Genomic DNA, 13844 nt, shown 5'->3' on the forward strand with positions numbered 1-13844 from the left:
TGTTAGTTGTTTGTAGGGGCGCGGCGGTCTTGCGCCCCTACACTGGTCACTGGTGACTGGTCACTGTTAATAAGTGGGATTCTATTGTAGAAGGGTTCAAATCGCGACCAATGAAAACTAGGCTAGTTCGTCTGATTTCTTCTGGTTTCCAAGGGCGATCGTAAAATTGCTCGAACCGATTTCCTACTCCTTGCATTACCAAACGCATAGATTTATTGGGAACTGCCACAAATCCTTTAATTCTGTAGATTTCTTGCTCTCTTGCTAGTGTTTGTAACTGATAGAGAAGTTTTTGTGGATCGAAAGTACGGTCTAAAACCAAGTAAGCAGAAGTAATTTCGTCATCATGGTTGTGATCTTCTTCTATATCGTGGTGGCTAGGGCGGTTGTCTAAGTCGTTTTCAACTCCAGCTTGAAATCCTAGTAATACTGAGGGGTCAAGTTCACCGTAATTGCTCTCAACAATTTTTACCTCTCTGGGTAATTCTTGTTGAACTAACTGCTCAACACTTGCTTTGGACTGGTTATCCAGTAAATCCGTTTTATTCAACACCACTAAGTCCGCACAAGCAAGTTGATCTTCAAAAAGTTCTTGCAGTGGTGTTTCATGTTCTAAACTATCATCTGCTTGTCGCTGTGCCTCTACTGCTTTTGGATTGCTAGCAAATGTTCCAGCTGCGACTGCTGCACAATCTACCACTGTAATGACAGCATCCACTGTGGCTGCATTGCAAATTTCGTGCCAGCGAAAAGCCTTCACCAAAGGTTTTGGCAATGCTAAACCGGAAGTTTCAATTAAAATACAATCAATACTCTCTCGGCGCTTGATTAACTGTTGCATTGTAGGTAAAAATTCTTCCTGCACCGTACAGCACAAGCAGCCATTTGTTAATTCAAAAATATTGGTGGTGGGGGATGTTGAAACGGAAGTTACCTCATCCGTTTCAGGGCAAATTTGACAGGATTTCAATAATTCGCCATCAATACCAAGTTCACCAAATTCATTGACTAGCACAGCAATACGCCGTCCTTGGTTATTTTGTAACAGGTGGCGAATGAGGGTAGTTTTACCACTACCTAAAAATCCGGTGATGATAGTAACGGGAATTTTTGCTGGCATTTATTAGTTGTTAGTTGTTAGTTGTTAGTTGTTAGTTGTTAGTTGTTAGTTGTTAGTTGTTGGTTGTCAAATTCTCATCCATAAGACATTCAACGACTAACCACTAACCACTAACCACTAACCAAATAACATTTATTCAGCAGTTGCTAGTTCGGTGCTACCGCGTGTACGACGCCGTGTGAGGGTGTTGAATAGCATTTGACCAATGGCTTTGATGAGATTGCCTTCTAACTCTTGGAACATTTTCATGTTCATGCCAAAGGCTGCGTTGGCTTCATCGACAATGCGATCGCCTGTTGCTTCATCTATTGGCAATTCATCTAAAGCCTGACGGTATTTAGCTTTAAATGCCTTCTCATCAGTAATATCATCAAATTCATAAAAGGCAGTCCCTTGTCCGTCAGAAAGGTTCATTGCTGTTTGGGCAATGCCTTTGAGAATTTGTCCGCCTGATAAGTCTCCAAGGTAACGGGTGTATGAGTGAGCAACTAACAATTCCGGTTCATTTGCTGATAATTCCCGGATGCGCTGCACGTAGGCTTCACCTGCTGAAGATAATTGAATTTGCTCCCGCCAGTTGGTTCCATAGTAATAGCTGAGGTCTTGCTCTAGGGTATGCTTGCGGTAAAGCTCTGAAAAATTGATTTTAGAAATAATTGGATGGTTCTGGTGCTTTTCCATCTCCTCTTCAATTGCTGAGTAGATGAAGTAGAAGTTAGCTACTAATTTCCGGTAGGAGTTTTTCTCCACGACTCCTTTTAAAAAACACTTGACAAAACCAACATTTTCTGCCATCGTGTGGGCTTTTTTTGTTCCTACACGCAATTTTGTTGCTAAATGACTGCTCATACTAAATTGCTCAACTTTAAAAAAATCAACTGCCGGAGTTTTGATGTCAGAACGGCTACAAAAGCCACTAAAACGTTACAGTAGAACCATTTGATGAGAATTTCTATTAATATTTTTTAAGTTTTTATGTTCAGTGTCTTTTTTTACTCAGTTGTTTCCATCTATTCCACCAGAACTTTGCGATTTGGCACCTAATTTCCAATATCTAATCTTTAATCCCTTTTACAAATCTTTATACTTAGTGTTAAAGTCCAGTAATATTACTTATTTTACTAAATCTTTACAAAAACATCATCAGCTTTATAAGTATTTTTCCTGAAAAGCAGGCAAAGTGGAATAAATTTAGAAACGTGAAAACTAGTAAACTCTCCTGAGAAAAAGCCATCAGGGGGGAATTGTTGAATAAAGTTTAAAGTGTTATTCTCCATTGTGACGGTGTGGAGTCTTGAAAAATATGGTATCATTTATAACTCAAACTCAAAATGGGATTGTGGGGGCATCGGCTTCTGACGCCAATGATAGTAATAAGACGAGTTTTGGTCTAGACTTAATGTCTTTGCCGACAACTCCTTTATTTGGTACAGATGGAATTCGGGGAAAAGTGGGGGATTTGCTCAATGCACCCCTAGCCTTACAAATTGGTTTTTGGGCAGGAATTGTTCTACGTAGCCGTGCTTCCAATCCAGGACCGATTATCCTCGGTCAAGATTCTCGTAACTCTAGCGATATGCTAGCAATGGCTTTAAGTGCGGGGTTAACAGCAGCAGGGGTAGAAGTTTGGTATTTGGGATTATGTCCTACTCCTTGCGTTGCATTTTTAACCAGTAACAGCCATGCTATTGGTGGAGTGATGATTTCTGCGAGCCATAACCCACCTGAAGATAACGGCATTAAAATTTTTGGTGCAGATGGGTTGAAGTTACCCCAAGCATTACAAGCAGAAATTGAGGCTGGGCTGCGCGGTGTGTCATCACATTCTGTAATGAGAAGTGATTGCGGGCGGCACTATTCTCGTTTAGATTTAGTACAGAGTTATACAAATGCTTTGAAAGAACCACTGCATGGCACTGTGAATTTTCAAGGCATGAAGATTATTTTAGATTTGGCATGGGGAGCAGCAGTAGATCTAGCACCCAGAGTATTTGAAGAACTAGGGGCAGAAGTTATCTGCTTTCATAGCTTAGCAGATGGCGATCGCATCAACGTCAACTGCGGTTCTACTCACTTAGACATTTTGCAAGCAGCTGTTCGCGAACACCAAGCCGATTTAGGCTTCGCCTTTGATGGTGATGCAGACCGTGTTTTGGCTGTAGACGATACTGGACGGCAAGTTAACGGTGACTATATACTTTACATATGGGGTCTTGGCTTACAGCAAAAGCAACAACTACCAGACAACTTAATTGTTTCCACGGTGATGGCAAACTTGGGTTTTGAGAGAGCATGGAAACAAGCAGGTGGTCAATTGATTCGCACAGCAGTAGGCGACCAATACGTCCAAGCGGAAATGTTACGGACTGGGGGAATGTTAGGGGGCGAACAATCCGGTCATATCCTCTGCCGTCACTATGGTATTACTGGAGACGGTTTGCTGACCGCTTTACATTTAGCTGCTTTAGTACAGCAAGCAAGCGTTCCCCTATCTGAAATGATAGATTCCAGTTTCCATACATATCCGCAACTCTTACGGAACGTGCGAGTAGAAGACAGGTTAAAGCGTGTCAACTGGAAAGAGTGTCAACCTTTGCAACAAGCTATTGACCGTGCTGAAGTTGCAATGGGTGATGCTGGTAGAATTCTCGTTCGTGCTTCTGGTACAGAGCCAGTCATCCGAGTTATGGTAGAAGCCGAAGACGCCGAATTGGCAAACTACTGGACAAATGAATTAGTCGCACAAGTCCAGCAATACTTGGCGGACTAGTGCTTGGCTGTATTAATTTTGATGAATTTTACCATTTTGAATCATGTAACTCATAAATTTTGTAAAGACTAGTCATGCTAGTCTCTACATATAGTTGCTCAGATCCCCGACTTCTCCAAGAAGTCGGGGATCTTGTACTTGAAATCCGAAACTTTTGTAAAATTTAGATAAAGTTCTTATAGTTTAATTATGTATATATAAGGTTAGGATTCTGATAAGAATTTCAAAAAAGATTTATCCCTAGAATTCTCATGTATGTGTGGCTATTTATCCGAAGGAACAAGAAGAAACTCCTCTAAAGCCACTACCGTTTCCAGGTGCTATCTATATTGTTGCCACCGGAGAAAATCTTTATTATGGAACTACAAAATTGACTTTCAATATTCTTAACCGCAAATTGTTAAACCAATCAATACGTGAGGAATTTTCTCTATACCCATTAGACCGAAATTCAGTTATAACTGAAACAATATACACGAAATAAACGCATCAGTAAACAGTTACCAAATCATGTTTTATTGGTCACTCTTTACTGAGAAATAATAACTGCAGTATTATGCTGGCATTAAAGTTAAAAGGCAAGAAATCCAAAAAAGGAAAAAAGCAGGGGGACAAGGAAACTCCAACTCTCAGTCTTCAAGAACGTTTGTTACAGAAGAGAAAAGCCGCACAGGCACGAAAAGAATTTTCCAGTGTTTTGTCTTCCTCTGCTGCTGTTGGTCTCTTTGTTGGCATTCTCTTGGCTTTGATCGGAGGAATTAAGGCAGCAGTTCCAGGTGTTTTGGCAGTCGTTACGCTAGCGTTATCTTACAAATACCCCCGCCAAGCACTTTTGGCTTTCCTGATATATATGCCTTTTAGCGGCACTATCACTTACTATATCGGTAGCAGTCCCATACTCCAACTTGCTAAAGATTCCTTTTATATTCCAGCCCTGATTGCTCTTTGGCAGATTTGCAGCAAGAAACGTCTACCCTTCATCTTTCCCAAAGCTATTAAAACTCCGTTATTTATTTTGCTTGCCTTGTGCGTACTGACAATCTTATTTGTCAATGGTATGCAGCAATTTAGCCCACCTACAAGTGGTCTGGGAAGCGGTTCTGGGAACAAGCCAATTTTGATGGGTATTTTGGGTCTGAAAGTATTTATAGGTTATGTCCCACTGATAACTTGTGCTTACTATTTAATTCGCAATAAAAAAGATTTTTTGTTTTTCTCGCGAATGCAGGTTGTTATTATCCTCGTCTGTTGTGCATTAGGATTTATCCAGTATATGCTACTCCTAACAGGAGTATGCCAAGGTACAAGACATTTAGAAGGTGCTGCTCTATTTAAAGCCTCTATAGAAGCCCGTTGTTATTTTGGCGGTTCTCTACTCTACAGTCCCCAACAAGGAGTCATTCGGCTACCAGGAACCTTTGTTGCACCCTGGCAATGGGCATGGTTCTTGATTTCAAGTACCTTCTTTAGCTTTGCCTCTGGCTTCAGCGATCCTTCAATTATTTGGAGATTGATTAGCTTGGGTTCCATTGTAGCGGTATTTATTAACGCAGTTATTTCCGGTCAGAGAATAGCCTTAGCGTTAGTTCCCATCTGCTTTGTCGCTTTACTTTTGCTTACAGGTCAACTTCGCAACCTGAAACGATTTATCCCTATGGGAGTTGGGCTTGCTATCATTTTTGGAATTGCCGTAGTAAGTAATCCAGCCCTTTTAGAAGAGAGAACATCAAGTTTGAGTGATCGCTGGGAATCTTCACCACCCCAGGAGTTCATAGTACAACAATTTGAGGAATCGTTCCAAGCACAAAAAGGGATTTTGGGCAATGGATTGGGTCGTGCTACCAATTCTGCCCGTGCGATGGGTGAGACGAGACTTATTGAAACGTATTACCCTAAAGTTCTTTATGAAATTGGCCCATTGGGAACTTTGGCTTTCCTGGCATTGGTCACAACCCTGACAGTAACCTGTTATCAATCAAATCGGTTAATAAAAAACCGTAATTTCCGCAGTTACGGTTCGGCTTTGTGGGTGTTTATATTGTTTATTAGTTACAACACCTATTACTATCCTCTAGATGTCGATCCAGTAGCTGTCTATTACTGGTTTGCCGCCGGAGTTCTCTTAAAATTACCTGTTATAGACAAACAAGAAAGACAACATGAGAATAATGAAAATTCTGAAGAACAACCAAAGAAAAAAACAAAAACAGCAAAAAACCTCTTGAACCCAATATAAATTTGATATGGCATAGCCAAATATTCAATAGGATATACAAAAAGTGAATTCTTATCCCTTAATTTCCGTCATTATCCCAACCTATGGTCGTGAAGAACCACTGCGCGATAGTGTAGCAGATGTCCTCAAGCAAGATTACCCAAACTTTGAAGTTTTGGTTGTCGATCAAACACCAGAACACAAACCAGAAACAGAAGCTTATTTAGCAGAATTATCGACAGCAGGCAAAATTAAGTGGTTTCGTCTGAAGTGGGCAAGTTTACCAGGAGCGCGAAACTATGCTGTACGCAGGGCAACTGGTGACATCATTTTGTTTATTGACGACGACGTGCAGCTACAATCTGGATTTTTAGCAGCCCATGCCAAAAATTATGTAGAAAAACCAGAAGTAGGCGCAGTTGCTGGACGAGTTTTTGACAGAATGAAGTTGGGTGACTCTGGGGGGAATTTGCAGATTGAATATCTTCCTTCTCAAGCGATGGACCCAGGAATTGCTTGGTACCATATTGACTTAGTACACACAGTTAAACCCCAACAAGTGCTAACAGCAAGGGGTTGTAATATGTCCTTCCGTCGTGAAATTTTCACAAAGTACGGGCTGAAATTTGATGAGAGATTTCGTGGTAGTGCAGTCAGGGAAGAATCTGATTTTTGTCTGAGATTGCGGCAAACAGGATATAAAATTTGGTACGATCCCGACGCTCATTTAGTGCATTTAGGAGAAGAAACGGGCGGTTGCCATGACATTAGTATGCGTTCTCTTCAGTACCAACTTACCTTCTATCACAACCATTTTCTCATGGGGTTAAAAAACCTCTCCTTCACTCAAGCTGCACGTCTTTTTGCCCGTTTATTTGACTGTCACGTCCTCGGACATCCTCCCTGTCACAAAAGCGGTTCTCCTATTAAAATTCTGACTCGTGGTGTTTTCTATACTTTGGGCTTCTTCAAAGCCTTAGGTACTGTCATTCAATCAGCATGGAATGACGGTCAAATTTATACTCGCTTGGACGAATATACTAAAATTATTTAACCGCAGATGAACGCCGATAAACGCGGATGAAGAAATAAATTATCAGCGTTCGTCTGCGTTCGTCTGCGGTTTAAAACAAAAAATTAACAATCCCAATTATATAATGAAAATTCTTATTGCTAGTCATACTTATATTGTAGATCTTAACTGTGAAAAACTACGCATTTTATCTCAGCTAGAACCTAACGTTGAGGTAACCATTGTCGTACCTAAAAAATGGAAACCGGGCGGAGTTCAAAACAAAATTATTAAAACTCAATACCGTGATGAAGGCAAATTTCGTATAGTTCCCATTTCTAACTTTAGTCAGAACCATCAAGGGCTGCTCACATTTGGAGGCGATTTAATATCTTTGTTACAAAAGTTTCGTCCTAATGTTATCCAGGTAGAACAAGGGTCTAGAGGTCTTGCTTATGCGGAGATGATTACTTTAAATAAAGTATTGGGACTAAAGGCAAAAAACTTATTTTTTACCTGGTGGAATTTACCCTACAAACTCAAGTTTCCAGTTTCCTTACTAGAGAAGTATAACCTTGATAACAGTCATGGTATTATTTCAGGAAATCAAGATGGTGCGGAAGTTTTACGACAACAGGGATACAAGGGTCCTATTAAAATCATGCCTCAGCTAGGTGTAGATGAAAGCTTGTTTGCACCTGCACCTCAACCCGAACTAGCAACTCAGTTGGGTATTAAGCAAAATGATTTTGTCGTAGGATTTGTTGGACGTTTTGTTCAAGAGAAGGGATTGTTTACTCTTTTAGAGGCTTTAATTAGTTTAAAAGATAGACCTTGGAAATTACTGCTGCTTGGAAGGGGACCATTACAATCGGAAATCTTGAGTAAAGCAGAGGAAAATTATGTTAAAGATAGGGTCATTTTAGTGGAAAGTGTTGCTCATGACGCAGTTCCTAAATACATCAACTTAATGAGTACTTTAATACTGCCTTCGGAAACAAATTACAGTCTTAAGAATCTCACTTCTATTGGTTGGAAAGAACAATTTGGTCACGTGCTCATTGAAGCCATGGCTTGTCAAGTTCCTGTTATTGGTTCAAATTCGGGTGAAATTCCTCATGTCATTGGTGAGGCTGGATTAATATTTCCTGAGGGTGACGCCCAAGCACTAGCCCATTGTATAGTTCAATTAATGGAAAATCCAGAATTCACTAAAAAGCTAGCTGGTATGGGCTATCAAAAAGTCATGGCTCAATACACCAATACAGCTTTGGCAAAACAGCAATTAGAGTTTTATAAGGAATTGGTTAGTGGTTAGTGGGGGCGCAAGGCATTGCGCCCGTAAGAGGATGTTTGAAAAGTTTTGGCCTCATATAATTCGCTACTATACAAATTAAGTCCGCCTGCGCGGACTAACGAGAAATTAAGATATTAAAACCCACGTAGGTGGGTTTTGCTTGTATAGCCGCGATTTCCAATCGCCAAGGCTGTATTAATTGAAACTTTTCAAACATCCTCTAAAGTTGTTAGTTGTTTTTTCCACTATCTACTAACTACTATCCATTAACAAAAATATGCAAATCTTACAAATTGTTCCCTCAATTTCCCTAGTGTATGGTGGTCCCAGCCAAATGGTTTTGGGGCTAGCCCCTGCATTGGCAAAGCAAGGGATAAAAGTGACGGTTATTACAACTGATAGTAATGGCGATACTGGTGAAGAAACACCTTTGGATGTTCCTTTGAATCGCCCTATAGAGCAAGATGGTTATCAAATTATTTACTTTCGTTGTTCCCCGTTTCGTCGCTACAAATTCTCTCTAGACTTACTGAGATGGTTAAATAAACACGTTCGGGAGTATGACTTAGCTCACATTCACGCTTTATTTTCTCCTGTCAGCAGTTTGGCTGCAACAGTATGTCGCCAACACAAGATTCCGTATATTCTACGTCCTTTAGGAACTCTCGATCCAGCAGATTTACGGAAGAAAAAGCAACTCAAACAGCTTTATACAGCAATTTTAGAACGTCCAAATATAGCGGGTTCTGCGGCTATTCACTTTACTAGCGTTCAAGAAGCAAAAGTCTCGGAACGTTTTGGCGTCGTTACACGGGATTTGACGATCCCATTGGGTGTGATCCCCGCGAAGTCGGAGGGGGAAAGGGGGAGAGAGGAAGAGGGGGGGAAATTACTGCGTCAGCAGTTTAATATTCCTACTGGTGTCCCTTTGGTGCTGTTTATGTCCCGTATTGACCCAAAAAAGGGATTGAATTTGCTATTTCCCGCACTGGAAGCGCTTTTAGCTGAGGGTTTAAATTTTCACTTTGTTTTAGCCGGGGGGAATCCTCAAGACGCGGATTATGTGGAAAAAATAAAATCTCAAGTGCAGAACTCGACCTTGCGATCGCATACAACAATCACTGGTTTTGTCACGGGTCAGTTAAAAACAGCCCTTCTACACGCGGCTGATTTATTTGTCTTACCCTCATACTATGAGAATTTTGGCATTGCTGTGGCTGAAGCAATGGTTGCTGGAACGCCTGTCTTAATATCAGACCAAGTCCACATTTGTCAGGAAGTGCTTGACAGTGAGTCGGGCTGGGTGAGTTCATTGGATGTTACAGAGATTGCTAAATTACTTCGTACAGCACTACAAAATCCATCAGAATGCCAAAGACGGGGGCTACGTGCTAGAGATTACGCACTGCAATATTACAGTTGGGATGCGATCGCTCGTCAAACCATTCTTGCCTACAATCAAATTGTGTCCTAATAAGTTGTAGAATCTTAGGTCTGTAAACTTGCGTGTTATTGCACAATTTGAAATTTTGTTTCAAACCCTAGACTCCAATCGGAAAACCGGGTTTTGTGGCATCATGCAAGATAGAATACATATACTGCCTCTTTGAACAACAGGGAATGTCACATGGCTCTCCGTCTAGGCGATACAGTACCTAACTTCACTCAAGCCTCCTCAACAGGCGACATAGACTTTTACCAATGGGCTGGAGACAGCTGGGTTGTGCTGTTTTCCCACCCCGCAGACTTTACACCAGTTTGTACCACCGAACTGGGAACTGTTGCTAAGTTGAAGCCTGAGTTCGACAAGCGCAACGTCAAAGTCATAGCCCTTAGTGTTGATGATGTTGAATCCCACAAAGGATGGATTGGGGACATTGAAGAAACCCAAAGCACATCCCTCAACTACCCAATTTTGGCAGATGGCGATCGTAAAGTGTCCGATCTTTACGACATGATTCACCCCAATGCCAACGCCTCGTTAACAGTGCGTACAGTCTTCGTCATTGACCCCAACAAAAAGCTGCGTCTGACCTTAACCTATCCTCCAAGTACCGGACGTAACTTTGATGAAATTCTGCGGGTGATTGATTCACTGCAACTCACCGACGACTACAGTGTAGCAACACCAGCCGATTGGAAAGATGGTGATGATTGCGTGATCGTTCCCTCTTTAAAAGATCCAGAAGTTCTCAAAGAGAAATTCCCCAAAGGATACACAGAAGTCAAGCCCTACTTGCGGATGACACCCCAACCTAATAAGTAATTAATCACGGATAGCGGGATGTAACACAACATCTTGTAAAAAATAATGTAGAGACGCGCCACGGCGCGTCTTTAGGTTATTTGTGGTACTGTATGTAATTCAAGTGAGAAGCGCTATATTACTTTTTCAGCAAGCCCTAAGTAGCTATGAATAAGAGTCAATTAAATTCTTTAGTGAGATTGTATCTGCATATTTAAAATTACCATTGTCAAGTTGTTGTCGAAACCATAACCAATGTGGTGCTACTGTTCCAGTAGATTTGAAGGATTTTTTAAAAAGCTCAATAAATATTCCAGGACAGGCATAAGACCCATATATTTGATTATTATTACAAAATGCACTTAAAATATCCTGCCACTGGTTCTGATTGAGAAAATCTACAACTCTGAGCAGCAACCTCGCATTATCTGCTGCATCATTAAAAGAATTAGATTCAATAAAATTTTTGATAATAGTTGCAACGTTCTCTTTTAATATCGGTTCTAAAATTCCATCAGGAATTTCAGTCCAATACCTATATTTTTCCAACAATTCATCAAAAGTAACTGTTTTTATCAATTTTGTAATTGAAGTCTTTAATAAATCTATTATTTCAGAATTTGTTTCATCAATTAATTTGTATTGTGCATTTGCTTTAAGTAACTCTTCTAAAGAACCATAAGGTATTTTATCCCGCTATGGTTCAAATCATAAGGGGTGACAATGGCTGATTTACTACGAGAAGTTAATAGAGCAACACTACGACGGTCAAGAGTGACGTATTTACAGAAATACTGAAATACAGATTTGAGGAGATGGTAATCACTGTTACTGTTGATTTTGAGAATCTTGTAAAAAAACTTCTGTAATGGCGTTAAGCTAAAATTCTAGTTGACGGTGCTTTTCCTCAACGGTTAATCCGTATATTCAATCCATCTTCATCTTGCCAGAAACAGTAACTAGGTACTACAGTTAGTGCAGAGCTTTTTTGTGATGCGAATGGATCTTGTATATTACTTAATTGTTGTACCTGTTGTTTGGTTCCTCTACTAAAAAGGTTTTTCTCAAGCCAATTCATCTCCTCCAAACATCGTTCTGCGTAACTGCGAAGTTCAGTAATTGATGGAAAGCCTGAAATAACAGTCTGAAACTCTTCCCTACCTACAGTACTTAAAATCTTTCATAAATCATTTATGATTTCTATATATTATTAAAAGTGGAATTGAGAACAGCGATTGAGGAGCAATAACTGTGACTAGCCTAAAAACTTTATCTGTAGCTTCTACATTTTTAGTAATAGCTGTGTTAAGTATAGGCAAAACGGTAACGGCTACAGCTTTCAATCCAGCTCCTTTATTCAAAGATGTGGCTAACTACAAAACCAAAATCTCTGGTAGCGATCGTTTGGCAGATATTTATTTTCCTAACCCAAAAGATTTAAAAACTGGCAATTACTCCTTTCCCATAGTTATTTTATTGCAAGGAGCGCTTGTCGATAAATCAAATTACTCAAATTATGCCAGTATAGTAGCCCGCTATGGATTTGTGGTAGTTGTGCCGAATAGCGAGCGTTTACTTCCATCGCGTGGTCAATCCCTAGCACCTGAAACTTCGGACATTACAGATGTTTTAAAACATATGGTGGCTGAAAACTCCAATTCTGCTTCACCTGTTTTCGCAATTGTTAATACACAAAAATTAGCCTTGCTCGGTCACTCTTTTGGAGGTGCCGTAGGACTATCTGCAATTGCCAACTTATGTTTAGAGTCCCTTTCATTCTGTAAAGGCTCCTTCAATCGGCCTAAGGAACTTGTGGCAGGAGCATTTTTTGGTGCGAATTTACGTGATACAAAAGATGAGTTTATCCCCATCAACAATTCTGGAATTCCCATTGCCCTGTTACAAGGTAGCCTTGACAATAGAGCACTTCCCTTTAGAGCGGAAAGAACTTACGACAATATTCAAAGCCCTCCCAAAGCATTAATTACCATTTTAGGTGTGAATCACTTTGGCATAACTAATACGAATAACCCTGTAGGGGCAATACCAGATCCAAACAACTCTACCCTTGCTCAAAATATAGCAGTGGAAACAATTGGTCGTTGGAGTGGTCTTTTCTTGCGTGCCAGCGTTCTTAAAGACAAAGGCGCTTTTGATTACGTATATTACACGGGTGATGCTCGCAGTCCGAATGTAGCTGTCATTTCTACCACTCCAAAAAAAGAAAAATAATTGTAGTGGTTTATCTCATAAGTTTTGAAAAGTTCGTAGTTGCGCTGTGGCTAACCCATCCTACGATGCCAAAATTTTCGGTTGATGGTGCAGGTGAAAAAAAAATTATTTCTAATTCTGGAGATCGCACTCTGACTAAGGGAATGATTGGTTTAGTTGAAGCAAAAGCTACCTGAGAACGATCTGAATCTGTCAACAACTATCGGATTTACGATTGCTACGGTCGAGAAGTTGTGAGTTTGGCGATACTAGGAGACGAGCAACCGAAATGGCGACCCACCGAATATAGCTATGGGCGCTGGGGTAGTGAGATGCGGCTGCGATTTCCCATCGTTAAATTGTTAGATTATCAGTGGGAAGCGTTGGAATCAAGCGAGAACCCATTTGCAGTGGTAGTAATGGCGCATCGTAAAACCCAGGAGACAAATCAAGCATCAGGGGAGCGGTTGCAATGGAAATTGCGTCTGATTAAAGGGCTTTACAATCGTGGGTACAACCGACAGGATATCTTAGAGATATTTGGGATACTCGATAGAATGATGCGGTTGCCAGAAGAGTTGGAACTAACCTTACGAGACGAACTGAAACGATTCGAGGAGGAAAAACAAATGCCATACATAACTAGTATTGAGCGTATTGGACGACAAGAAGGACGACAAGAAGGACGACAAGAAGAGCGTCAGGATATTATCCGCAGTTTTCTAGTCAGTCGATTTGGGACAATTGATGAAGAATTAGAAGCGATCGTCACGCCATTAACAGAATTACCTACGCCTGAATTTAGTAACCTACTGTTATCGCTCTCGATTCTCTCACGGGAGGAGTTACTGACACGCTTTAGATAAGTAGATCGTCACAAATAAAGCTAACTGTCAGGATCGTCATTGGTCATTGGTCATTTGTAAGGGTTTTATGTCAACTTACTTGTTACCCACTTTGTTCCGTTAACAACT

Annotated in this window: 12 protein-coding genes; 9 read left to right on the forward strand and 3 right to left on the reverse strand. The window is 40.6% G+C overall.

Annotated features, from left to right (window positions below):
* Positions 1-46 precede the first annotated feature (46 nt).
* Both cobW and WA1_RS28550 read right to left on the reverse strand, forming a co-directional pair.
* Entirely contained in the window at positions 47-1120 is a 1074-nt protein-coding gene (gene cobW, locus WA1_RS28545) for a cobalamin biosynthesis protein CobW (protein ID WP_017747192.1), read from the reverse strand.
* Between the two features lie 132 nt (positions 1121-1252).
* Positions 1253-1969, reverse strand: coding sequence for a biliverdin-producing heme oxygenase (locus WA1_RS28550; protein WP_017747191.1), 717 nt, complete (start codon positions 1967-1969; stop codon positions 1253-1255).
* Between the two features lie 454 nt (positions 1970-2423).
* Between WA1_RS28550 and glmM the strand changes: the two genes are divergently transcribed.
* From glmM to WA1_RS28585, 6 genes are all read left to right on the forward strand, one after another.
* A complete protein-coding gene (glmM, locus tag WA1_RS28555) occupies positions 2424-3890 on the forward strand; it encodes a phosphoglucosamine mutase (RefSeq protein ID WP_017747190.1) in 1467 nt (488 codons plus the stop codon).
* A gap of 556 nt (positions 3891-4446) precedes the next feature.
* Positions 4447-6126, forward strand: a complete 1680-nt coding sequence (gene hpsL / locus WA1_RS28565; protein WP_017747188.1) for a hormogonium polysaccharide biosynthesis protein HpsL — start codon at positions 4447-4449, stop codon at positions 6124-6126.
* 43 nt (positions 6127-6169) lie between these two features.
* Positions 6170-7159 (forward strand): hormogonium polysaccharide biosynthesis glycosyltransferase HpsN, encoded by a 990-nt coding sequence (gene hpsN, locus WA1_RS28570; protein ID WP_017747187.1) that lies wholly within the window; start codon positions 6170-6172, stop codon positions 7157-7159.
* A gap of 103 nt (positions 7160-7262) precedes the next feature.
* Complete coding sequence (gene hpsO, locus WA1_RS28575; RefSeq protein WP_017747186.1) at positions 7263-8435, forward strand: hormogonium polysaccharide biosynthesis glycosyltransferase HpsO; 1173 nt, start codon at positions 7263-7265, stop codon at positions 8433-8435.
* Between the two features lie 256 nt (positions 8436-8691).
* Positions 8692-9888 carry a hormogonium polysaccharide biosynthesis glycosyltransferase HpsP gene (hpsP, locus tag WA1_RS28580; protein ID WP_017747184.1) on the forward strand — a complete coding sequence of 399 codons (1197 nt, stop codon included), beginning with the start codon at positions 8692-8694 and terminating at the stop codon, positions 9886-9888.
* A 153-nt stretch (positions 9889-10041) separates the two neighbouring features.
* Positions 10042-10680, forward strand: a complete 639-nt coding sequence (locus WA1_RS28585; protein WP_017747183.1) for a peroxiredoxin — start codon at positions 10042-10044, stop codon at positions 10678-10680.
* A 144-nt stretch (positions 10681-10824) separates the two neighbouring features.
* Here WA1_RS28585 and WA1_RS28590 read toward each other — a convergent pair whose 3' ends face one another.
* Positions 10825-11238, reverse strand: a complete 414-nt coding sequence (locus WA1_RS28590) for a hypothetical protein (RefSeq protein WP_017747182.1) — start codon at positions 11236-11238, stop codon at positions 10825-10827.
* 672 nt (positions 11239-11910) lie between these two features.
* Here WA1_RS28590 and WA1_RS28595 point away from each other — a divergent pair.
* Genes WA1_RS28595 through WA1_RS28600 form a run of 3 tightly spaced genes read left to right on the forward strand, consistent with a single transcriptional unit; the run spans position 11911 to position 13736 of the window.
* Positions 11911-12891, forward strand: coding sequence for an alpha/beta hydrolase family protein (locus WA1_RS28595; protein ID WP_017747180.1), 981 nt, complete (start codon positions 11911-11913; stop codon positions 12889-12891).
* A gap of 5 nt (positions 12892-12896) precedes the next feature.
* Positions 12897-13067 carry a hypothetical protein gene (locus WA1_RS57340; protein WP_017747179.1) on the forward strand — a complete coding sequence of 57 codons (171 nt, stop codon included), beginning with the start codon at positions 12897-12899 and terminating at the stop codon, positions 13065-13067.
* 57 nt (positions 13068-13124) lie between these two features.
* Entirely contained in the window at positions 13125-13736 is a 612-nt protein-coding gene (locus tag WA1_RS28600; protein ID WP_017747178.1) for an RpnC/YadD family protein, read from the forward strand.
* The last annotated feature ends 108 nt before the right edge of the window (positions 13737-13844 follow it).

The organism is Scytonema hofmannii PCC 7110 (genome assembly GCF_000346485.2).
Classification (GTDB): Bacteria; Cyanobacteriota; Cyanobacteriia; order Cyanobacteriales; family Nostocaceae; genus Scytonema; species Scytonema hofmannii.